This is a genomic window from Candidatus Poribacteria bacterium (genome assembly GCA_028820845.1).
GTDB lineage: Bacteria > Poribacteria > WGA-4E > WGA-4E > WGA-3G > WGA-3G.
In genome coordinates this window covers 71155-94182 of sequence record JAPPII010000047.1, presented here as the reverse complement: position 1 = coordinate 94182, position 23028 = coordinate 71155, and the positions used below count along the sequence as shown (strand labels likewise).

General features: G+C 48.3%; 21 protein-coding genes and 1 pseudogene. 20 read left to right on the top strand and 2 right to left on the bottom strand.

Annotated elements, in window-relative coordinates; all coding sequences use genetic code 11:
• Positions 1-193 precede the first annotated feature (193 nt).
• Positions 194-1021, top strand: a complete 828-nt coding sequence (locus OXN25_10950) for a hypothetical protein (GenBank protein MDE0425378.1) — start codon at positions 194-196, stop codon at positions 1019-1021.
• A 100-nt stretch (positions 1022-1121) separates the two neighbouring features.
• On the opposite strand, the gene OXN25_10945 is transcribed toward OXN25_10950, so the two are convergent.
• A complete protein-coding gene (locus OXN25_10945; GenBank protein ID MDE0425377.1) occupies positions 1122-1904 on the bottom strand; it encodes a phytanoyl-CoA dioxygenase family protein in 783 nt (260 codons plus the stop codon).
• Positions 1905-2260: 356 nt separating this feature from the next.
• Entirely contained in the window at positions 2261-3037 is a 777-nt protein-coding gene (locus OXN25_10940) for a hypothetical protein (GenBank protein ID MDE0425376.1), read from the bottom strand.
• A gap of 605 nt (positions 3038-3642) precedes the next feature.
• On the opposite strand from OXN25_10940, the gene OXN25_10935 reads away from it, so the two are divergent.
• The 19 genes and pseudogenes from OXN25_10935 (at position 3643) to OXN25_10845 (ending at position 23026) form a co-directional block, all read left to right on the top strand.
• The gene (locus OXN25_10935; protein MDE0425375.1) at positions 3643-5112 is read left to right on the top strand and encodes a site-specific DNA-methyltransferase; all 1470 of its coding nucleotides are present in this window, start codon (positions 3643-3645) and stop codon (positions 5110-5112) included.
• Between the two features lie 99 nt (positions 5113-5211).
• Positions 5212-5943 carry a thermonuclease family protein gene (locus OXN25_10930; GenBank protein MDE0425374.1) on the top strand — a complete coding sequence of 244 codons (732 nt, stop codon included), beginning with the start codon at positions 5212-5214 and terminating at the stop codon, positions 5941-5943.
• A 434-nt stretch (positions 5944-6377) separates the two neighbouring features.
• Positions 6378-6683, top strand: coding sequence for a transposase (locus OXN25_10925; protein ID MDE0425373.1), 306 nt, complete (start codon positions 6378-6380; stop codon positions 6681-6683).
• Positions 6684-7012: 329 nt separating this feature from the next.
• Positions 7013-8518 (top strand): FGGY family carbohydrate kinase, encoded by a 1506-nt coding sequence (locus tag OXN25_10920; GenBank protein ID MDE0425372.1) that lies wholly within the window; start codon positions 7013-7015, stop codon positions 8516-8518.
• An 8-nt stretch (positions 8519-8526) separates the two neighbouring features.
• Positions 8527-9486, top strand: coding sequence for an ROK family protein (locus OXN25_10915; GenBank protein ID MDE0425371.1), 960 nt, complete (start codon positions 8527-8529; stop codon positions 9484-9486).
• A 36-nt stretch (positions 9487-9522) separates the two neighbouring features.
• Positions 9523-10089 (top strand): SIS domain-containing protein, encoded by a 567-nt coding sequence (locus OXN25_10910; GenBank protein ID MDE0425370.1) that lies wholly within the window; start codon positions 9523-9525, stop codon positions 10087-10089.
• Between the two features lie 147 nt (positions 10090-10236).
• Positions 10237-11748: a hypothetical protein gene (locus OXN25_10905; protein MDE0425369.1), complete on the top strand. Its 1512-nt coding sequence runs from the start codon at positions 10237-10239 to the stop codon at positions 11746-11748.
• Between the two features lie 76 nt (positions 11749-11824).
• Positions 11825-12307 carry a hypothetical protein gene (locus OXN25_10900; protein MDE0425368.1) on the top strand — a complete coding sequence of 161 codons (483 nt, stop codon included), beginning with the start codon at positions 11825-11827 and terminating at the stop codon, positions 12305-12307.
• 111 nt (positions 12308-12418) lie between these two features.
• Positions 12419-13309: pseudogene (floA, locus tag OXN25_10895) on the top strand (flotillin-like protein FloA).
• A gap of 64 nt (positions 13310-13373) precedes the next feature.
• Positions 13374-14405: a flotillin-like protein FloA gene (gene floA, locus OXN25_10890; GenBank protein ID MDE0425367.1), complete on the top strand. Its 1032-nt coding sequence runs from the start codon at positions 13374-13376 to the stop codon at positions 14403-14405.
• Positions 14406-14440: 35 nt separating this feature from the next.
• On the top strand, positions 14441-14893 hold the full coding sequence (locus OXN25_10885) for a hypothetical protein (GenBank protein ID MDE0425366.1): 453 nt from the start codon (positions 14441-14443) through the stop codon (positions 14891-14893).
• 97 nt (positions 14894-14990) lie between these two features.
• Positions 14991-17138 carry an N-acetylmuramoyl-L-alanine amidase gene (locus OXN25_10880; protein MDE0425365.1) on the top strand — a complete coding sequence of 716 codons (2148 nt, stop codon included), beginning with the start codon at positions 14991-14993 and terminating at the stop codon, positions 17136-17138.
• Between the two features lies 1 nt (position 17139).
• Positions 17140-18150, top strand: a complete 1011-nt coding sequence (locus OXN25_10875; protein ID MDE0425364.1) for a dipeptide epimerase — start codon at positions 17140-17142, stop codon at positions 18148-18150.
• 419 nt (positions 18151-18569) lie between these two features.
• The gene (locus tag OXN25_10870; protein ID MDE0425363.1) at positions 18570-19535 is read left to right on the top strand and encodes a hypothetical protein; all 966 of its coding nucleotides are present in this window, start codon (positions 18570-18572) and stop codon (positions 19533-19535) included.
• A gap of 79 nt (positions 19536-19614) precedes the next feature.
• Positions 19615-20328: an SDR family NAD(P)-dependent oxidoreductase gene (locus OXN25_10865; GenBank protein ID MDE0425362.1), complete on the top strand. Its 714-nt coding sequence runs from the start codon at positions 19615-19617 to the stop codon at positions 20326-20328.
• Between the two features lie 722 nt (positions 20329-21050).
• On the top strand, positions 21051-21236 hold the full coding sequence (locus OXN25_10860; protein MDE0425361.1) for a hypothetical protein: 186 nt from the start codon (positions 21051-21053) through the stop codon (positions 21234-21236).
• Positions 21237-21247: 11 nt separating this feature from the next.
• Entirely contained in the window at positions 21248-21760 is a 513-nt protein-coding gene (locus OXN25_10855; GenBank protein MDE0425360.1) for a hypothetical protein, read from the top strand.
• Positions 21761-21764: 4 nt separating this feature from the next.
• Positions 21765-22475, top strand: coding sequence for a hypothetical protein (locus tag OXN25_10850; GenBank protein ID MDE0425359.1), 711 nt, complete (start codon positions 21765-21767; stop codon positions 22473-22475).
• Positions 22472-23026, top strand: coding sequence for a hypothetical protein (locus OXN25_10845; protein MDE0425358.1), 555 nt, complete (start codon positions 22472-22474; stop codon positions 23024-23026). Before OXN25_10850 ends, OXN25_10845 begins: the two co-directional genes overlap by 4 nt.
• The last annotated feature ends 2 nt before the right edge of the window (positions 23027-23028 follow it).

Here is a 23028-nt window from a genome sequence, read left to right as displayed (position 1 = left end):
TTGTTTGTAGTAGGGCAATTTATTGCCCGTCTATTACCGATTAATTCCGAAGAAGACTGTATGAAGATTAAGAATTTAATCAGGCAGTTTCTCAACGTGCGATGAATCGCACTACTACGAACGGGTCTCTTGTTTGTAGTAGGGCAATTTATTGCCCGTCTATTACCGATTAATTCCGAAGAAGGAGGAAAAAATGCGTCAGATTATATTTTTCGCGTCGCTGATAGCGATATTTTCCGCTGCAACTTTTCTCGCATCCGCTGCTGATATCGAAGATGGGTTGTGGATGTATCTACCGATGAATGAAGGTGCAGGAAACAAGGTCGCTGACCACGGACCTCACAGTTTTGACACGGAACTCAGTAAGAGCCCACCGAAGTGGGTCGATGCCAAACACAATGACCTCAAACAAGTGATGGAGTTTGACGGCAAGGAAACCTTCATCATGATTGACATGGCAGGTCAGAACAAAGACATCGATTCCCACTTTGATGATAAAAAGGGCATTACCATCTGTGCATGGGTCAAGGTGCTGAAAGTCGGAACGGATGCCCACGGGCAAACCCGTCAACCTATCGTCATGAAAGGTGCCGGTGGACAGTGGGAATTCTCGCTCTATATTTATGACGATTTCGGGGCAGGGATGTCAGTTTGGACATGCCCGGGTTCTGGTGTTTCGGAACCACACGGCGCAGGCACAGCACCCGGCGGCGAATGGATTCACCAATGCGGCACGTTCCTATTGGATGAGGGCGTGCGCGTTTACGTCAACGGAGACGATGACCCCGTCGCCCAAGCTCCTGATAACGGCAACGGTCCTTGTGAAGCCGGCAACCGCCCTGTATTTATCGCACACCGCGAGGATGGACAGTGGTTAAACGCTGTGATTGCTGAAGTCTATATGTGGGACAGGGTGATTGACGTTGATGAGATGAATCTTGCTATGAAAACAATTGGCGGATTGGCGGTTCAACCCGGAGGGAAGTTAACGACCACTTGGGGCAATGTGAAACGCCGCTAACGACTGATAAGGAAATGGAAGGCTGGAAGGCTGGGTTCCCAATCTTCTAACCTTCCAACCCTCCACCCGAATCTTCCAATCTTCCTTCCTACCATCCCGATTAAGCCATTATTTCTTCAGACGCTGGATTCGTTTTGAACCCACCCGCCATAATGTTGTTATAAGGCTCCTCTTCAGGACGACCGACGGGGCGCATTTCAGGCTTGTGGTATCCGAATCGAACGGCTTTCCGCCACTGCTCTGTCCGATTGACCTCTGACCAGTGGATGAGGCAATAGCTAAAGAAGATAACATCTCCTGCTTTTGCCGGAACGGGAATCGAGTCAACGAAATCTGGATGGAATTTATCGGTAGGCAGATGCGGTGCCGTGCCTTCACCCGTGATGTGTTCCCGCGGTCCCTCTTTATGGCTGCCAGGGACGACCCGTAGGGCACCGCTCTCAAAGGGAGCGTCATCGAGATGGACGAGACAATCAACGAAGTCGAGTCCGTCGTGTGGATAGAACGGATAGTCTTGATGCATCGGGAACGGTGTCCCTTTTTCCGGTGGTTTCGCATGTAGCACGGTATGGTGCCACTGAATCGTATCACCAATGAGTGCCTGTACTGCACCCGTCAGCCGTTCATGGAAAATCACCCGACCCCATGCCGCAGAGTAGAAATGCGGGTTGTGCATAAAGACAGCCTTCGTCGTCTGCTGATCTTCTTCCTTGAGGTAGAGTGTACGCCAAGGTCCCGGCCAACCGATCGTCTCCTGTCCCCAATTGTTAATAATCCTCACCATTTCGGATGCCAGTTCTTTCGTTTCTTCAGGTGCAAAGAGTTGGTCTACCTTGAGATAGCCATTCTCATGATAAAAATCAACCTGTTCTTGCGTTAGCATGTTTGGACTCCTTATCGCTATAGAATGTCTCGCGTGAATGCTGGAAACTGTTAGTTGCTCTGAATTCTACTTCAAAACTGTATATTTTGTCAATGTGCTTTGTATTTATATCCAGAGCCATTCAGTTCTCTGGTAGGAGGAATTTCCTAATCCCGACTTTTCGGATAAACCGGACAAAAACCTTAAAACTAAATGACCCTATCTTTTTCTCTGATCCCCTTGGCATCGTTTGCTGAATGTTGGAACCACAAGGGTTCAGGAAATAAATACCAAAAAACGAAATTAGAAGTGCGGAGTATAGGTTATACCATTTCTAAAAGTTTATGCTACAATTTCAAATCAGAAATGGTATTAGATTAACAGAGTTGAGCAGCCTCACAGCTTGAAATTATTTTGATACCAAACTTCTGTATCAGTCGAGTCCTATTTTGATTGTGAAATATAGATGTAGTTCCCGCATTCCCAGCTTTATCATCTGTACAAAAGAAATCATTCCCTGCTGCATAGTGTGCCGCAAGTGAGTCACCATCGACCCACTCAGCAATCGCTTCCGCAAATTCCTTCCAGCGTTCTACAAATTCCTTCCTACGTTCGACTGGTATTGAATGGACATCTAAACCAACCAGATTAAATTCCTCTTTAAATCTATTGTATGCTGCCTGCCCGCAACCCATACTTGTTATGTAGTCACTACAACTTGCTAATGGTTCAGCATATCTCCAGAATTCATCCATATCGGTGGGATTGATATACATGTCATCTGGGATATTTTTAGGACGGACTGTTCCTATATTTGTCATTCTGAGCACCCGGAACCCAAGATTTCGGGCTTCCAAAATCTTAGCCCACAGCTTAGGGTGGAAGCCTGGGTGAAGTTCAACGTTTGGTTTAAAACCAATTTGCATAGTCAGCGTCTCACCTTTAGGTGGTAAATTATTAATCGTTGTACGGAGATGATAATTTTCAAAGAATTCAACTCTCAACTTCTTTTTAATGGGTTCTAAACTTAAAGCAATTTCACAGATATGTGACCGAATTCTACCGTCGCGGATTTTATCTTTTATTTTCGCAAGGTGGCAGTCATTTTCATCAATTATTCTTTCCCAAACGTTTGAATCAAAGGTTACATTCATAACATGCTCCAATTCTCAATACCTTCGTCAAAAAAGCATTGGTTAAATACGGGATTGTAATGCCTCAGTAAAGTTAAGACAAGTTTTGTTCTCAAAATCGGCAGGTGTCAAATACCCTAACGTTGAGTGAGGACATTTCCGATTATACACTTGCAGGATAAAATCACACACCACGCCAGCAGAGAGTTCCCATTCTGAATGCCGAGTGCGCTATAATCCCAAAAAAAATCCGTGACAAAAATTTTCTTTTTTTGCTATAATATATCTGACGTGGACGCAAAACTTTGGAAGCACCTTCGCTACTGAAGTGTTGCTCACGTCAGGGCAGCTCCCTAATTTCTTAGGCGCGCCGCAGGTGCTCAGAACACCCGCGACGCTTAGCACTGCCATAGGTAGAGTATGACAGCGCTGGTTTCTATTGTATCACAACATGCGCTTTGCGTGTGAGATTAATGGGAACCAGCACCCTATAGGGAAGGTTGCCAAATACCTTTCTATTCCCTCTCGATGCGCCCATCAGCGTACCCCCTATAGTCCTGTCATTTTTCTTAGAGTGAGAGAAAAGGGCTTTCCTTCACTCTCATATTGCAGCCCGCAAGAGGACTATGAACATTCGATTTGCCCCCAACACGCTCTATTACGGCGATTGCCTTGATGTTATGGCAGACTTTGAGAACAGGTGCATCGACCTGATCTGCCTCGATCCCCCCTTCAACTCCAACGAGAAATACAACAAGGTTTTCAAGAACTCCGGACTCCGCATTGATCCACAAATCAAAGCGTTTGATGACGTCTGGCTCTGGGACAACACGTCCGCAGAACGCGTCGCGCGCCTCAAGAACGCTGTCGCCAACCCCGCATCAAAGGTGATTGCTGGATTTGAAGGCTTCATCCCGCAAAGCAAGATGTTGTCCTATACCTCCTACATGGCAGAACGCCTCTTTATCATGCACCGGATACTCAAGGATACAGGCAGCATCTACCTACACTGCGACCCCTACGCCAGCCACTACCTCAAACTCATAATGGATGCTATTTTTGGTGAAAAGAACTTTCGGAACGAGATTGTTTGGCATTACCGTAGATGGACCACAGGAAACAGAAACTTTCAACGGATGCATGATGTTCTTTTCCGATACACAAAATCAGATGATTTTAAATTCAATGTACAGTACGAACCCTATGGCGATTGGATAAAGAAAGATTATTCATACACAGATAACGACGGTAGAAGATGGCGATGGCACACCGTTAAAGGAAAAAGATACAAAGTCTATCTTGAAGATGAAAATAGAGGTGTCAAATTAAATGATGTTTGGCAGATACCGCATTTAGGATCAACTGCCAATGAACGTCTCGGCTACCCAACCCAAAAGCCGCTTGCACTCTACGAACGCATCATCAAAGCGTCCTCTAATCCCGGCGATCTCGTGCTTGACCCTTTCGCAGGCTGTGGCACGACCATAGAAGCCGCTGCGAAAAACGGGAGGGATGTTATCGGTATAGACATCCTCCCCTTCGCACTCCGTTTGATAAACCGATACCGCCTTGCCCCTAACGGTATAACCCCGCTTCCCATCGAAGGCGTACCTGTTGATATGGACACCGCCCGTCAACTTGCCAAAACCGTTCCGTTCAAGTTCCAGGACTGGGCGATCTCACTCATAGACGGCTTGGCATCCAACCCACAGAAAGTTGGCGATGATGGTATTGACGGGTTCGGGATGTTCCTTAACACGCCAGATAACATGGATCGCAAAGCCATTATCGTTCAAGTCACAGGTGCCGCCGGCTCACAGAAGGCGAAGTTTGATAGACTTCACGCCAATATCCGAAACGAGAACGCCGCAATGGGCATCCTCATCACGCTCGACGCGCAAACGGCACAGCGGAATTGGAAACATACCTTAGACCCTATCCGGATGGGCGAAACCACTTACCTCCCTCTACAGTGTTTCTCAATCGAGGAATACTACCGAAACAACGAGCAATGGGATCGGATATTGACGCTCCCCTCGCTGGCAAATCCGTGGACAGGCAAGCATATGCAGCAGAATATCTTATTTCAGACGTAATGGAGGGAATGTAAATGCCGCTTGGAAGCGAATCTGATGAAAGATATTGAACGCCATAACTTCTTCAAAGTGCCTCGCTTGGCAGGTTAGGTAGGGATCATGAAAGAAGCCATCGTTGAACAAGCCGTCAAAATGAAAAAACCATTTACAACGACAGTGGGTATTTTGGGGTTGCTCTGTCTGTGTGCTATCTTCGGTGGATCGGAGTCCCCGAAAGCGACTGTTGTCCCGTATCCAGTAGAGGATTTCGCGGGCGATGTCGCATACCGCGTTTTGCGCGTCATTGATGGGGACACGGTTGAGATTGACTATGAAGGCGAAACGACTCCTGTCCGGCTCATCGGCGTGGACACACCAGAGACGGTGCATCCCAACCAACCCGTTGAGCCGTATGGGAAAGAAGCCTCGAATTTCACCAAGAATCTGTTGACGGGCGAATCTGTCTATCTTCGGTTTGACGGAGATCGGACGGATAAATACGACAGGCTGCTGGCATATCTGTATCGGGTCCCAGATGGGCTTTTTGTGAATTTAGAGATCGTGAGGCAAGGGTATGGGCATGTCTATATCCGTTTTCCGTTTAAACACACTGAATTGTTCCAGCACTATGCGGCAAAAGCGAGGAAAGTTGGCAAAGGGGTATACAGCGGTGTGCCAGAAGATCCCCCAGAAACACCGGAACCGAAACAAAGTGAGCAGGTGTACAGGACAGAGACAGGCAAAAAATACCATCTCGCGGGGTGTCGTTGGTTGAAAAGCAAAATACCGATAACGTTGGAAGAAGCGAAGTTGCGGTATGAACCGTGTAGGGTATGTAATCCGCCACAATGAAGTTGTTCAGATTGCTCGTTAGTAAAAGACTGGGCGGTCGCGCTGTGTGCGCTCGGTGCTTTAATTGTATCCATCGTTGCCTTACGAAAAAACAACCCGCCATCTCACCCACCGCACAAGACACCCCCAAAGCAGTGTCTCAATAAAGAAGATTCTCATGTTTTTTATGTTTTTAATTTTCATCTTATTGATTATATTGGACTGCCATCGGAAATTCGGGCCACCTCTAAATCAAGATTATGATATAATAACGCAAGTTGCCACCCTGTAGCATAATCTTTTAGATTGTGTATCTGTGTGTGCAAACTGAAAGTTTACGCTACAAAATGCTTGGATCATCGACAGTTTTCAGTAAAAAACGAGGTGTGCATGTCTAAAATCGTGTAAGTAGCAACTTGGGTTATAATAACAATCACACTTGAAAGGAGCATCCGATGGCGAAGCGAAAACGAAGAACCTTCACCCCCGAGTTTAAAGCGAAAGTTGTGCTTGAGGCACTCCGCGGTGAAAGTTCCCAAGCGGAACTGTGTCGGCGACATAACCTCAGCGAAGCTCAACTCTCAAAATGGAAGCAGCAACTCCTTGAAAACGCAGCGTCTCTCTTTGAACCCACTGATAAAATATCTAAAGACGATGCGGCACGGATTGCTCACCTTGAGCAACTGGTTGAGAAGTTGACCGTGGCATTAGACATCCACAAAAAAGCCGCGGCGCTTATCAACGCGGCACGCGACGATTAACAACTCCGAAACGCCTTCACTTAGCGTTAGGGTATTTGGTATCTGTTGCATTTGAAAAATAACACTGGTCTTAACTTTGCTAAATTTTGGTCTGAATAAACGTTGCCACTTCATCTGTAAAGTTGAAAGAGACTTTTGGTTCATCACACATCTCTTAACAACTTTCAACTTTAGTTCACTTTAGAACACTTCGCAACTTTACCCCATTTTAGCACACTCGCAAACTTTCTTGCGCTGACTGCTGACCGCTAACGAAAAAACAAATCCTTGCATTAATCTCCAATCCATTATAAAATACTTGCATCCCGTATCAAGGAGAGAAGCAAGCAATGAGTCTTTTGGGTATTGATGTAGGCACCACTGGATGTAAGGTCATCGCCTTCCGCGAAGATGGTACCGTTCTCGCGCAGGCATACGGCGAATATCCGTTGAACCACCCGCAACCCGGTTGGTCGGAACTCGACGCGAACGTCGTCTGGGAAAATATAGCAACCGGCATTCAACAGGTTGCAACACAAACACAATCCGATCCGATTGAGGCAATCAGTGTCGCTTCACAAGGTGAAGCCGTAACACCGATAGCAGCCGATGGACAGATTTTAGCAAACGCAATTACCACGTTTGACGCACGGACATCCGGCATCTGTGATGCGTTGAGACAACACATTACGCCGCTCGAAGTGATGCAAATCACCGGAATGCCAATCAGTGATATTCATACCTTAGCGAAACTTATCTGGATACAGCAGAACCAACCCGACATCTATCGACAGGTATGGAAATTTCTCGGCTTTGAGGATTTCGTCTATTTCAAACTCGGTGTTCCGCCAGTTGTAGACTATTCCCTCGCTGCCCGCACAATGGCGTTTGATATTATCAATAAGTCGTGGTCAGAGAAGATGCTCGGTCTGGCGGATGTAGATGCAGCCCTTTTTCCTGATACGGCACCTTCGGGAACAGTTATCGGTGAGGTAAGTGCCGAAGTGGCTGACGAACTCGGTTTACCACAAGGCGTGGTATGCGTTACAGGTGGACACGACCAACCGTGTGGTGCGTTAGGGTCAGGAATCATTCGGAGTGGTGAGGTCATGGATGCCACCGGTACCGTTGAATGTATAGCCCCTGCTTTTACAGAGCCTGTTATCAATCAGCAGATGATAGACGGCAATTTCGCCTGTTATCCACACGTCGTTGACGGCTTGTATGTCACGCTCGGTTTTGTATCCAGTGGTGGCGTTGTGCTGCGATGGTTCAGAGACACGCTTGCACAGACAGAGGTCGCACAGGCGGAAGCAGAGGGACGGGATGTCTACGATATATTGATGGAAAAATTACCCGATGCTCCGGGAACGGCGATGGTGTTGCCGCACTTCACGGGTTCAGGAACCCCTTATCTCGATCTCGAATCGAAGGGCGCGATTGTTGGGTTGACGCTCTCGACGACGAAAGGTGAACTCGTCAAAGCGATTTTGGAAGGCATTAGTTACGAAATTAAGCAGAATCTCGCCATGCTGCAGGACGCGGGTGTTATCATCAATGAAGTCCGTGCTATCGGTGGCGGTGCGAAGTCTGAGAAATGGCTGCAGCTCAAAGCCGATATGTTTGGGAAAAAGGTCATCGCACTTGATATATCCGAGGGGGTGTGTCTCGGCACGGCTATCCTCTCTGGAACTGCTATCGGCAAGTATGACTCTATTGAGTCGGCTGTTGAGCAGTTGGTCACACCCCGTGAGGTGTACTATCCGCGTGAGGATGTCGCACAGCGTTACGACGAAAAATTAAAGGCATACGAACAGATTTATCCTGCCCTACGCACACTCAATTACGAGGTGTAGAGAGACGCATGAAAACTTATGTTGTCGGCATTGACATCGGCGGGACGAAACTTGCTACGGTTGTCGCTGATAATACGGGACATATTCTCAACAAGGTACGCAGACCGACACTCGCAGAAAGAGGTCCAGAATACGCCCTTCAATTGCTATGTGATATGGTTCATGAGACCATCGAATTAGCAGGTTTAGCACGGACAACGATTTCAGCGATCGGTGTCAGTTGTGGCGGTCCGTTGGATACTAAGACCGGGATAGTCTATTCACCACCGAATTTGCCCGGATGGGACGCGTTACCTCTTAAGGCGAAACTTGAGTCCGAGTTCCAGATACCCGTAACCATCGAGAACGATGCCAATGCAAGCGCACTGGCAGAATACAGGTTCGGCGGTGGACGCGGTTATAACGCCGTTCTCTATATGACGATGAGCACAGGCATCGGCGGCGGTATAGTGCTTGATGGACAGGTCTATCACGGTGCCAACGACAGTGCCGGAGAAGTCGGGCATCAGATACTTCTACCAGATGGACCGCTTTGTGGGTGTGGCAAACGCGGATGTCTTGAGGCACTTTGCTCAGGTCCCGCGATTGCGCGTCGCGCCCAAGCCGCAGTCCGAAATGAAAAGGCATCCGCAACAGCACTCTTAGACCTCGCTGGTGGACGTGTTGAAAATGTCAGATCGGAACACGTACTTGCGGCTGCGCGTCGTGATGATGCCTTGGCACTGCAGCTTGTTGAAGAGACAGGGTATTATATGGGCTGGGGAATCGCGAATTTAGTAAACATTTTGAACCCTGACATCGTTTTACTGGGGACGATTGCCATTGCTGCCGGTGATCTGCTGCTCGACCCGATTCGGAAGACGGTCTCAGAATTTGCGATGACACGACCCGCCGAAGCCGTTAAGATAGTCCCCGCGGAGTTAGGGGAAGCGTTAGGTGACCTCGCTGCCGTCGCGTTAGTTGTTTGACAAATCTCTATTTGGGAAGGAAATTAGAAATCCAAAATGGAAAGAATCCAAAATTATATTTCACATCTTCAAGACGTTTTGGCACGACTCGCCTTAGCGGATGTCCGACGTTCCATAGATGCTATTATGGAAGCGTATCACGCTGAAAAGCAAATTTTCGTGATTGGCAACGGTGGGAGTGCCTCTACAGCCTCACACATCGCCTGTGACTTAGGAAAAGGCACAAGCGTCCCGGGCAAACCCCGTTTTCGAGTTATCAGTCTGACCGACAACGTTGCTACAATGACGGCTTGGTCCAACGATGTCTCTTATGAAGATGTTTTCGTCGAGCAGCTGAAGAATCTCGTCAATCCAGAGGATGTCGTTATCGGCATCAGTGCGAGTGGGAATTCGGAAAACGTCCTCCGTGCGATGCGACACGCCAGCGACATCGGCTGCAAAACGATCGGATGGAGCGGGTTCGGCGGTGGTAAGTTAGCATCGATTTGCGATGTCAATGTTGTTGTGGATAGTGACCGTTATGGACCTGTAGAGGATGTCCATCTGATTCTGAACCATGTCCTACACGCCTGGATTCAAGAAGAATTCGCGTCCAATAACTAAATTACAATACATCTTGACGCGTAGGCTTGCCTTAAGATATAATAAATTTACAACCAATCTTTTAAACTATTTGTGCCAAAAACAGGTTCAGAGTCAAAAAATATAGAATCGGCAAGCCCAAAAACGGTAGGCGTAAGGAGTAGAATTATGAGACGCGAATTGGTTCTTATCGGGTGTGTGCTCCTTTTAATCGGATGCCTTTTCATGAGAGGCGATCTGTCTGCGCAAGACGGCGCGCTCGTTTACGTGATTGATATCCGGAACGAGATTGGCAGCGGACTCGGTACCTATATTAGTGATGGTATTAAGGTCGCCGAGGATGCCGGTGCCGATGCGATTGTCTTTGATGTAGATACGCCCGGCGGTAGAGTGGATTCTGCCGTGAATATCATCCGATCCATTCAAGATACGCAGGTGCCAACGATCGCTTTTGTGAATCGACAGGCTATTTCTGCAGGCGCCATGATTTCTATCGCGTGTAATCAGATTGTGATGACTTCTGGCGGAACAATCGGTGATTCGGCGCCTGTTGATATTCAGGGACAGGAGGTCGGTGAAAAAGCCGTCTCCTACATTCAAGGCACTATTCGGGCAACTGCTGAACGGGAAAATCGGAATCCCGATATTGCCGAAGCCATGGTAGACAAGGAACTCGTTCTCGTCAAACTCTCAGATGGACAGATCGTCAAGCTACTGCCTGAAGAATACATCACACGGGAAGAAGAGGGTGAACAGATGGAAATCCTCTGTGCCCAAGGCAAACTGCTCACGCTGTCTACTAATCAAGCACTCGAATACGATTTCGCCGACGCACAAGCCGAAACCCTTACAGAACTGTTAACGCAATATCAAATTGTTAATGTTGCTGGCACCAAGCTGCCCCTTACTGAGGAAGGTATCGCAAGACGGCAACGCGAGTACGGTTTTACGGAAGTAACACCGCTGAAAACACTCTCAGGCGCGCGCGTCGTCGAAGTTGAGGCGACCTTGGCGGATAGGATCGTTTTCTTTCTCACAAACCCCGTCATCAGTTCGTTGCTACTTTCGTTGGGTATCCTCGGTATCTTCATAGAAATTCGCACCCCCGGTTTCGGTGTTCCTGGATTCATCGGACTTCTGTGTGTGGGTCTGTTTTTCGGAGGGCACATGCTGACCAAGATTGGTGCTGAATGGGCATTCCTACTCTTCCTTATCGGCGTTGGGCTAATCGCCTTGGAAATTTTCGTCATCCCCGGTTTCGGTATTGCCGGTGTTTTGGGCATCACACTCATGTTAGGGAGCGTTTTCTTCGTTTTCGACAAAGCTTACGACTTTCGGACTGCAGTCTTATGGCTTTCAGTATCCGTGATTTTAAGCGCAGGAATGATTATCCTTGCTGTCGTTTATCTACCTGAAACCCAACTTTTCCGAAGGTTTGCGCTGTCAACAGTTATGGACACGGAGATGGGATACCACTCCTCCAGTCTTGAAAATTTTCAGGACTATCTCGGAAAATCTGGTACTGCGCTGACCCCCTTACGTCCTGCGGGGACAGCAAGGATCGCTAATCAGCGGGTGGATGTCGTCACTACTGGCGACTTTATTCCTCAGAACAGCGACATTAAAGTGATAGAGGTGGAAGGCTCTAAAGTCTTTGTAGAAGCGGTTGAGGAGTCCTAACTCTATTTGTTTCGGTGATGGGCCCTATGGGACAGACTGCGATGTGTCGTAGGCGCATTTAGTGTAGGGTAAAACTATGTGGTTTCTAATTTTCCTCATCGGTCTTGGGATTCTGCTGGTATTTATTGAATTACTGATTCTTCCGGGGTTCGGGGCTGCAGGCGTGCCGGGTTGCTTGCTCGTGCTGATAGGTATCGGGGTCGCATGGGGGCAGTTCGGATTTCAGACTGCGCTGACTTATGCGGGTATAACGTTTGTGGTGGTTATTCCGTTGGCAATAATAGCACTCTCTGTGATGCGTTCAACCGCTGCAGGCAAAGCGTTCATCTTGAGTGCCACGGAAAATAAAGAAATTGGCTTTCAGGCGCCCCCCTCGGAATTGGTAGACTTGGTTGGGAAATCTGGTAAGGCACTCACCCCTTTGAGACCCGCAGGTGCTGCATTGATTGGTGGACACCGCGTTGATATTGTCACACAGGGCGAATTTGTGCCTGCAGAAACTGAGATTGAAGTGATTTTTGTCGAAGGTAGTCGTGTCGTCGTTCGTAGTTTACAATAGAGGGGTTAGCAGTTAGCATTGTCCCGCAAGTCCACACGCGACTTGCGTAGGGCGTTCCATCTTGACCGCTGATAGCCGACTGCTGACAGCCAAATAGGTAGGAGACAAGTAATGGATGTTTTAACGGGGGGAATTGCCCTTGTTGTCCTAATTTTTATTATCGCGTTCTTTTGGTTCGTTCCTGTTGGACTGTGGATTGCTGCTGTTGCCGCAGGGGTGCCACTTCGGATTGTTGATTTGATTGGGATGCGCTTGAGGCGAGTCAATCCGAATATTATCGTCAAGGGGCTAATCAGTGCCCATAAGGCTGGGTTAAAAGTAGCCACTGCCGAGTTAGAGGCGCATTACCTTGCTGGGGGTAACGTCCTTAATGTCGTGAGCGCGCTCATCGCGGCAGATAAAGCCAGAATTGAACTCTCTTTTCAACGCTCTTCCGCTATTGACTTGGCAGGGCGGGACGTGTTTGAAGCCGTGCAGGTCAGCGTTAACCCGCGCGTCATCACGACACCCCGCATCAGCGCACTCGCCTTGGATGGTGTGGAGTTGATAACGACTGTACGTATCACAGTCCGAACCAACATCAATCGACTCGTCGGGGGTGCAGGCGAAGAGACGATCATCGCACGTGTCGGCGAAGGTATCATCAGTGCTATCGGTGCTTCTGAGACCTATGAAGATGTACTCGAAAATCCGGATATCATCACGAAAACAGTGCTTGACCGCGGGCTTGATGCCGGTACCGCTTTTGAAATCCTTTCTATCGATATTGCTGATGTCAACGTTGGGAAAAATATTGGAGCAGAACTTCAGGCAGAACAAGCCGAGGCGGACCTCGTCGTCGCGCAAGCGAAAGCGGAAGAACGGCGCGCCATGGCGGTAGCCCGAAAACAGGAAATGACTGCCAATGTCCAACAGAAGCGTGCCCAAGTCGTTGAAGCGGAAGCACAGGTCCCCCGCGCGCTTGCCGCTGCTTTCCGTGAAGGTAACTTGAACGTTACAGAGCAATAATTAACTGACTTGTAGGCGCGATCTGGTGATCGCGCTGTAGCAATGGAGAAAAGTAAACATGGCACCAACAATGATAGCAGTTATTGCTGTCCTACTTATACTGTTCATAATTATTATTACCTGGCTTGTTCCAATCGGTTTGTGGATTACTGCGATTGCAGCGGGCGTAAAGGTCGGTATTTTCGACCTCGTTGCGATGCGCTTACGGCGGGTCCCACCGGCTTCAATCGTTGAACCACAAATTAACGCAACAAAGGCAGGTTTAACGCTCTCTCTTGACGATCTCGAAGCGCATTACCTCGCCGGAGGACGCGTCGGTAGCGTCGTCGCAGCACTCATCGCTGCGGATAAAGCCAACATTGACCTCGGCTTCGCACAAGCCGCTGCGATTGATCTTGCCGGACGCGACGTTTTGCAAGCCGTTCAGGTCAGTGTCACCCCAGAGATTATTGACATCCCTGAGAGGGGCGATACCAGCGGCGGCATCACTGCTGTGGCTCGCGATGGCATCCAGCTTATTGTGAAGGCACGTGTTACGGTGAGAGCCGACATTGACCGGTTGGTCGGCGGCGCTACTGAAGACACCATTCGCGCCAGAGTCGGTGAGGGGATTATTACAACGATCGGTTCGGCGGCAAGCCATAAACAGGTCTTAGAAAACCCCGTCCTCATCTCGGAAACAGTCCTCGCAAAAGGTTTATCGGCAGGCACGGCTTTTGAAATCCTATCCATTGATATTGCCGATATAAATGTTGGTGAAAACGTCGGTGCTAAATTACAGACCGACCAAGCACAAGCGGAACTCAAGATAGCACGCGCAAAAGCGGAAGAACGGCGTGCCCGCGCCGAAGCGGAGGAAGAGGAGAATAAAGCACTCGTTGAAGAAAAGACGGTTGTACTCATTGAGGCAGAGGCGGAAATCCCGCGCTCTATCGCTGACTCGTTTGATTCGGAGAGAATGAGTGTTATGGATTATTATACGCTCCGCAATATCCTTGCTGATACGGAAATGCGTCAATCTATTGCATCACCGGGTGGCACGCAGGAGATGGATACGACCCGCTCTGCGCACTCCCTTGGACTGTCGTAACCCGCACTCTTATCCGGGCTTGAAGGAGAAAATTGATGGAAAATATCATCCAGATGCTCATCCCTTTGCTTATTGTGATTTTGACGTTTGTTTTAGGCAATCGTCGGCGCAGATCGCAGGGGAACGTTGAAAGAGAAGCTGAGGAGAATGCTGCACCAGAGGGCGATGCTGCACCACCGCCTTTCATGGAAGATTTTCCGTTTGAGACGCGGTTGGAAGACATGATACTTCAGCAGGACGAGGCAGAAGAATCATTGCTCGCTGAAGAACCAGAACCTGTTGCCGACCCAGAACCCGTTGAACCGCCACAGCCACAACCGCCTCCTGTACCCGTCGAATCTCCAGCAGGAATACGTTCCGTTCCTGCCACGGCTCTACTGGATTTGTCACCGAGATCGATTCGTCAAGGGATTATTCTCCGAGAAGTCCTCGGTCGTCCCAGGTCCCGTCAACGCGGCGCACCTTTCCGAGATAGAGACGACTTATAGGCACGCGAACTTATTGGTTATAAGTTGTTGGTTAATGGTTATAGCTTAGCGGTTAGTTTCCAACAACCAAGAACCAACAACCAACAACCAAAGACCAATGATACGTCTCTTTTATAAAGTTTTCCTGATCTCTGCCATTTTTCTCCTATTCGTCGGTTGTTCCCGCCGCCAAGAAATTGCCGAACCGCAGCTACCTTCTTACACCGAGTTCCCGCCGCATGCCCGACATCTCAAAGGGTTCAAGATTTGTCTGGATCCGGGACACGGCGGACAGAGCCATGTCCCAGATTACAAGCGGGGTCCGACAGGACTCCGTGAGGCTGAAGTTAATCTACGCATAGCGTTCCACTTACGTGAGATATTGCAAAAAGCCGGGGTCATCGTCATCATGACACGGGTCGACGATTCTTATGTAAGCCTACCGATGCGGAGTCAGATTGCGAACGAAAGCGGTGCGGATTTCTTCATCTCGCTGCACCACAACGGTATTGATAATCCCACGGTTAATTATACCTCTACTTGGTATCACGGCGATGCAGATGACTCGCGCCACAGTCTTGATCTCGCTCGCTACATTCAACTGGGCGTTTCGGACGCGCTCCAGTTACCTACCTCTCCAGCATCGGGACTTTATTCGGACAAATTAATAGCCGCTTCAGGCTTCGGGGTCTTACGGCGAACCAAATGTCCAGCTGTCTTATGCGAGGCATCCTTTCTCTCGAACCCTGAGGAAGAAGCGCGACTGCGGGATGACAACTATCTCAGGAAAGAGGCATACGGTTACTTTCGGGGTATTGCCCGTTATGTTGAGGGCGGATTTCCGAAAGGTGTTTTGGTAAACCCACAGCGCGCATCTGTCGTTGAAACAAAAACCCCACGCCTCCACATTCGGGTTAAGGATGGTCTGCATGAACGAGGTGCGTGGATGTTGAAGCGTCAGCAGGTTTTTACGGACACTATCCGCGTCAAAATTGATAACGTGCTTGTTCCACATCACTACGACCGCGGGACGGATTTGATTACGGTTGCTATTGAAGAACCTCTTTCAAACGGTGTCCATTTCGTCCAGACTGAGTTGGTGAATTACTATGGAAATCACAGTTTGCCTGTGCCGCAGTGGTTTAAAGTGGCACCCCCGGCAGCTCAGATACAACTGAGCGCGTGGACAGAGACGCTCCCTGCTGATGGAAAAAGTTACGTCGGCATCTCCGCAACCGCACGCGATACTGATGGGATGCCGATTGCCGACGATGAACCCATAGCGGCGCGAACGTCAAATGGGGTTTTGGCAGAGACCCGTCAATTCTCAAAGCATGGCGCAGCGCAATTTTATCTCCACGCACCTGATGTGCCGGGTACAGCGACGGTAGAAATCTCCTACAGAGAGATGCATCTGCCACTGACGATTCACTTTGGGGACACCGATAACGCAATTGTGCAAGGACAGGTCTCTGATGCTGACTCGGGTGACCCACTTCAAGGCGTGCAATTGCAAACTGATTCTGGGTTAACTGCGTCTACAGATACTGAAGGACACTTTTTCATTATGACCGATCCGGCATCAGAAGCCTCCGGTGAGACCGAAACAGTGCTTCACATCTCTAAGAAAGGATACTATCCGGAGGAACACAAAATTCGAGTTGAACCGAATCAGGCAACGGTTATCAAATCTGAACTCTATCCTATTGCAGATGGCGTATTTGCTGCAACAGTTATCGTTCTTGATTCAAAAAGCGAGGCACCTGCCACCAAGCAACTCATTGAGACCCTGCAGCCGATGTTAGAACTTGCCGGGGCAAAGGTTTATAATATTCATACGCCTGGGGTAGAAATGTCCTTGAAGAAACGGATAGAGATGGTGAATGCTATTGAGGGAAACGGATATTACTTGCAGGTTAATCACAAACAGTGGCGTGAAGGACAACCCGTTCTGGTCGCAGCACACTATCGAGGCAATCAAGGGACAGAGACCTTTTTGAAGCGAATACTTGAACAGTTCAACGGAACGCCTTTTAAGACTCCTCCTGTCACCGTTCAAGATAGGACAACGCCTGAAATCCAGCAGACGAACAAGATGGCGATGACCCTTGAAATCAGATCTCTAAATCACCCAGATGCCTCTATCGTGCAGGAAGCATACGCTATCTTCTTTGGCGCGTGGGCTTTTCTAAAAACAGATACGGAAATTGACGTGGAAAAACAGAAGCGTTTTATCGCATATTTAGAACAAATGCGGGAAAAGTAATATGCAGCGTGTTATCTCTCAAATCACAGATTTGCAGCTCCAACATCCATTCAAGATTGCTCGCCGTGCGACAGACGCATACCGACAGGTCATTTCTGTAGAAATTGATGGCGGCATTGGTGAAACGGCACCGGCGCGGTTTTACGGTGAAACTGTTCAGACGGCTCGTGTAGCGTTGGAGATTATCGGACCAGAACTCCCCGACGATCTTGATGCGATTCATGATGTAATGGCGACTGTTGAGGCGACACTCGGCGGTAATTATGCGGCAAAATCTGCTATTGATATGGCACTCCACGATCGACTCGCTAAAAAACTCGGGGTCCCGCTCTATCAGCTCTGGGGTCTCAATCCACATAAAACGCCCCACACATCGTTTACAATCGGACTTGATGAACCGAAAATAATGGCGGAGAAAGCGAAACAGGCTGAAATGTATCCGATCCTGAAAGTCAAGCTCGGCACACCTCGCGATATTGAGATAATTCACGCACTCCGTGACGTAACGGACAAACCCATCTATGTTGACGCAAATACAGCATGGACACCGAAAGAGGCGGTTCGCAAAATTCGCGAACTTGCGCGATACGGTGTGGAATTGATTGAGCAACCGACCCAACCGAATGATTTGGCTGGACTCAAGTTTGTCCGCCAGCACTCCGAGTTACCAATTATCGCCGATGAAAGCGTCAAACGTGCAAGTGATATTCCGATGCTTGCTGAATGTGTTGACGGCATCAACATCAAACTTGTCAAATGTGGTGGATTGCTTGAGGCACACCGAATGATACAGGTTGCCCGCACACACGGCTTGCGTATCATGATGGGTTGTATGATAGAGAGTTCGCTCGGCATCACTGCCGCTGCGCACCTAACGCCACTTGTAGATTATGCTGATCTGGATGGCAATCTGCTTATTGTGAACGATCCGTATACGGGTGGAACGCTTGATAAAGGTAAACTTATATTGCCAGAACGCCCCGGCATTGGGGCCATCTACAGAGGCATTTAGTTTTCCAAAAATTTCCCTTTGGATGCCCGGATTTAGTCTGGGAATAGACTAAATCCATTCCTTGTATTACATTCTTGTTCGGGAAAAGTGTGCTACCCCGAATAAATTCGGGCTTCCAGAAACAAAACCCTTCACATAGATAAACTTATCCCTTAAAACTAAATGACCCTAGTAGTCTGTCACATCTAAACTGACAGGTCGTTCGTAGTAGGGCAATTCATTGCCCGTTTCTGACGTGCGATAAATCGCACTACTACGAACTGGGGTTTCCCATCATTTGAAAGTTGACAGACTACTAGGGCCATCTAAAGAATATTCGTAAAATGTTATCATATATGTTATACTAAAATATAAGTGGTGTGTTTCACATTTTGAATCTCGGTAAATTGGCACTTCAGTTGAAAGGATAATGACCTGCCATGGACGTTTATCAGAGAATGCTTCCCATAAGAACGATTGAACAGGCAAAAGCAATTCGTAACCAGTCCTGGCAAAAATGCGGGTTAATCCCAACATGGGTGAATCAAGAAGAGGTAGGATTGGATTGTTTTTACACACATCCTGATATAGCACACGAATGTAGTGAGAACCTATATGCTACAATGCAAAAGGATGCTGTCAACCTGAAAAACTATCATTTTATTGAACCAAGTGCTGGAACGGGTGTATTCTATAATCTAATGCCAGAAAATAGTCGAACTGGTATTGATATACTACCAACCCGCCCAGAGTTTATAGGCGAAGATTATTTGACTTGGACACCCCCACATAGCGAAAATCAATATGCTGTTATGGGGAACCCGCCATTCGGTTATCGGGCATGGCTGGCACTTGCTTTTCTAAATCATTCAGCAATTTTTGCTGACTACATAGGTTTTATATTGCCTATGGCATTCCAAAGCGACGGGAAAGGCAGTCCAAAGTACAGAGTCAGAGGCGCAGAACTAATTTTGTCTAAACAGTTACCGTCTAATGCTTTCGTAGATATGAATGGAAACGCGGTTAAACTTAATACGCTCTGGCAAGTATGGAGACGGGGTGTAAATCGTATGCAAGCCGCTCAGACGTGTAATGATTGGATAGATTTGTTTACTATAGATACTCGTAAGGAACGCTTATGTGGACAAAATCGCATGGAAGAAGCAGATTATTTTCTCCAAAGAACATTCTACAATGAACCTCCACGACTTGTTAAAGACTTCTCAGAAGTACGATATGGCTGTGGCTATGGAATCCTTATAAAAAAAGAACGCAATAAAATCAAACATTTGTTAAACAATACAGATTGGTGTCATTATTCCAATCTTGCTGTCCATAACTGTAGACACATATCCATGTATCATATTCGGCAAGCCTTAATAGATGGAGGGTTTGTTGATGCCTAATGCGATTGGGTTAATGAATACAAGCCTTTTACTACTTATTGTGCACTTTTATCCCCAGTTGAATGGAATGGAGAAAATTATGACAAAACAGAACCGAAACGTCCTCATTACCGGCGGCACCGGTATATTAGGCAGTGCTGTCACTAAAGCCTATCTCGCTCAAGGCGACAACATTGCTGTTACGTACCTCTTTGAGAACGAAGTTGAGCGTTTCAAAGAGTTCAACCCTGAGCTCAGCGAAGACGTTACGTTCCTATACGCAAACGTTACGGAAGAAGCCGAAGTTCAGAAAACCATTGAGGCATTCGTATCCCAATTGGGTTCGCTGGATGTCTTGGTAAATATCGTGGGTGGGTTTGTCGGCGGTATCCCGACAGCCGAACTTGAAGAGGAGAAATGGGATTTCATGATGAATCTCAATCTCAAATCCGTTTTCCTCTGTTGTAAAGCAGCGATTCCAGACATGGTTGCCCAAGGATATGGAAAGATCGTTAACGTCTCTGCACGCGCCGGGTTAAAAGGCGAAGCCGGTTTAAGTGCCTATTGTGTCTCCAAAGGCGGTGTCCGCACCTTGACGGAATCACTGGCTGCCGAAGTAATGGATGCAGGAGTCAACGTCAACGCCATTATGCCGAGTATCATGGACACACCGATGAATCGGGAGGCTATGCCGGACGAAGAACACGACCGATGGGTGGCTCCTGCCGATGTTGCTAAAGTTATATGTTTCCTCACTTCTGACGATGCAGCGGTTATCAATGGTGCTGCTATCCCTGTTTATGGGAGGGCGTAATCGTCAGAGACATTCAATTGTCAAGTAATTTATCCAAGGATGCCCGAACAAGTTCGGGCATCCAGGTGAAAATTGCTGGAAAACTAAATGATCCTGAGTCGTACGTATAATGCTATCTATAATGTCTAATCTCATAAAGCAGATCGAATGTTCATAAAAAAACATTTGACATTTTTTGAGATTTAGGCTATAATTACATTTTAGGAAGGCGGCACTCCCAAAAAGTGTCGCTGTGCATTTCACATTCACACAGGGAAATAACAGATGAAGAACCGATGGCTCAGTCATAAAATATCGAAAATAGAGACGTTAGGTGTGCGGTTGCTGGGCGCGTGCTGCTCGGTAGACAGTCGCTTCTTTCCGCCGCCACCGTGTGTTCCTTCGGTTAACATCACTATCTACCCCCCCCCACTTTATTCACGTTAAGTGTTTTACCTCACAAGACAGATATAATTTCTATACAGACTATTTCTACCCAACTGATACCTCTGTTGAACGCAAAGTATCTCAGTAGGGGCTTTGCGCGTTGCATCACAGAACTTACCAATACACCTGAACCTTCGCAACGCAACTTTCACACCTTGACGATCACACCCAGACATGCTATTCTTATGCCATCTCGTGTCGTCATCATGTTTTCCTATAAGGATTTACGCACATTCGCAAATTACCCCCCTTTATCCCCCCGCAAGCAAGGGGAAATTTATAAGGAGTCACAACCCATGCGAGACACGCTCAAACAATGGATACTGCCCATCACACTACTTTTCGTCATAATGACACTCGGATACGGACACCGTAAAACTGACGCACCGAGTCTACCCTGTCATAGAACTTCAGGCTTCTGTCACCCTGAAACACCGCCTCTGTGTCAACCGAGCCTCTGTCAGGACACAGACAACAGATAAGGAGACTACTGATGTTTTTCAAGAATGCGACGTTTCTTGTGTGTCTGATCTACATCCTCTGTTGTCTTTTCGGGCTTTATTGTTTACAGGCAGAGACCCAAAAGGCGACACAGGCTCCAAAGCGTTTTGCCGCGCTGCCCAGCACGGCAGCCCCTGGACCTCTCGAAACCCGTGTCTTTGTTGAGCGTGATGCGTTCTCGGAGTCCATCGACTCGGAGTTCTACCAAACGATTATCCAGAATAACCTGTTTGCACCGCTTGGGACAGTCCTGAACCCGAACGCTGTGCCAGGGGCTACCCTTGTATTGCTTGGGACGCGTGTCTACCCATCGGATCCTGTCGCTGGGTCGGCGTGGTTGAAAAACACCGTGACGGGCGAATATCGCGAGATGTTTCTCGGGGATTCGATGGCGGGTTTGATGCTCACAGAGGTTAAGTCAAAACAGGTCACACTTGAAAGAGACGATGAGCAGGTCGTCTTGAAACTCAAAACCGATATTTTTCTCAACGCAAAAAGGAGATAAACGCATGTTCAATCGACTGTTATCCCAGAATCGTATTTTCACAGCACTCGTGTTGGTATTGGTCTTTGTTGCCAGTGGTCTGTTGTATCTCAACACCGTCAAACGCCAAGCTGACCGGGACCTCCAACGCACCCAAGAGAGGCTGAACGCCTCAAAACCGCCCCCCCCGGGCGAGACCGCTGAGAGCGGACACTGGCACGGCGACGAGTGGCACACCGGCTCCCATGAGACCCCTGCTCCCGCCGGGGCGGCTGTTTCTGGTGGCGTTGAGTTGCCGGCGGATGTAGAAACCGCGGCCCCGACACCTTTAGGTCTCTCCGAAAAACAGACGCATCCCTCTGGGGTGGCACTGTCCGAAGCCGCATCGGAGCAGGGCACCCCTAGTGACCTACCGCGCCTGCCTCCTCTTCCTCCGGATCCTGAATCTCCCGAAGAGCTCCTTGCGCGGAACGCATGGCATGACGCGCTTAAAGCAGAAATGGCTAAACTTAGTGCTATGCCAAGACAGACGAAAGCCGAACGAGAGGCATACCTAGCCGCACGTAAGGCATACTTGGAGAATTCTCGTGCTTTCAGAACCCACGTGGACGAGCTAAGTAGACAACACGAGGATCGTCGTGCTATTTTCGATGAGCGTCATCGAATTCGTCAGCTTCACCGCGCCCAACAGCAACAGCCGGGTGCCGCGGAAGTCGAAACGCAAGGAGGCAGATGATGAAAAGAAACGATTTGAGCGTTGTTCGTCTGTTCTATGTGCTGTGTCTGCTTCTCACAGGCCCCTTTCTGTTCGCTGCGGCAGCAGCAGGCGAAGACGATGACCCGATAGAGAAGTACAAGGAACTCTCCACAAACAAACTGCATCAGACGTATATGACATCAGAAGAGAGTCTGGGAAACGCTGTTGGAAACCACAACGAGGCTGTTAGGAAGGTCGAAAAAGTTCGCGAAGATATTGATGAGAATAAAGCGAGTATAGATCAGACCACGGTAAACTCGTTGATTAACTTGATTCGTATTGCGGGTGCTTCGTTTGCAACGTATATCAGCGGCGGCACCGCAACAGCGGTGATAATTTCGGCCGGGTCCGTTACTGTTGGGAGTCAGGTGATTATCTCGGCAGAGAAAGTAGAACTTTGGGAAAAGGGAGAGGACCTTGAGAACCTCCTTGATGAGGTCAAGTCAAAACAGGCAACACTTGAAGGAGCAGGTGAGCGGGTCGTCTTAGCACTCAAAACGGATATTTTTCTCAACGCAAAAAGGAGATAAGT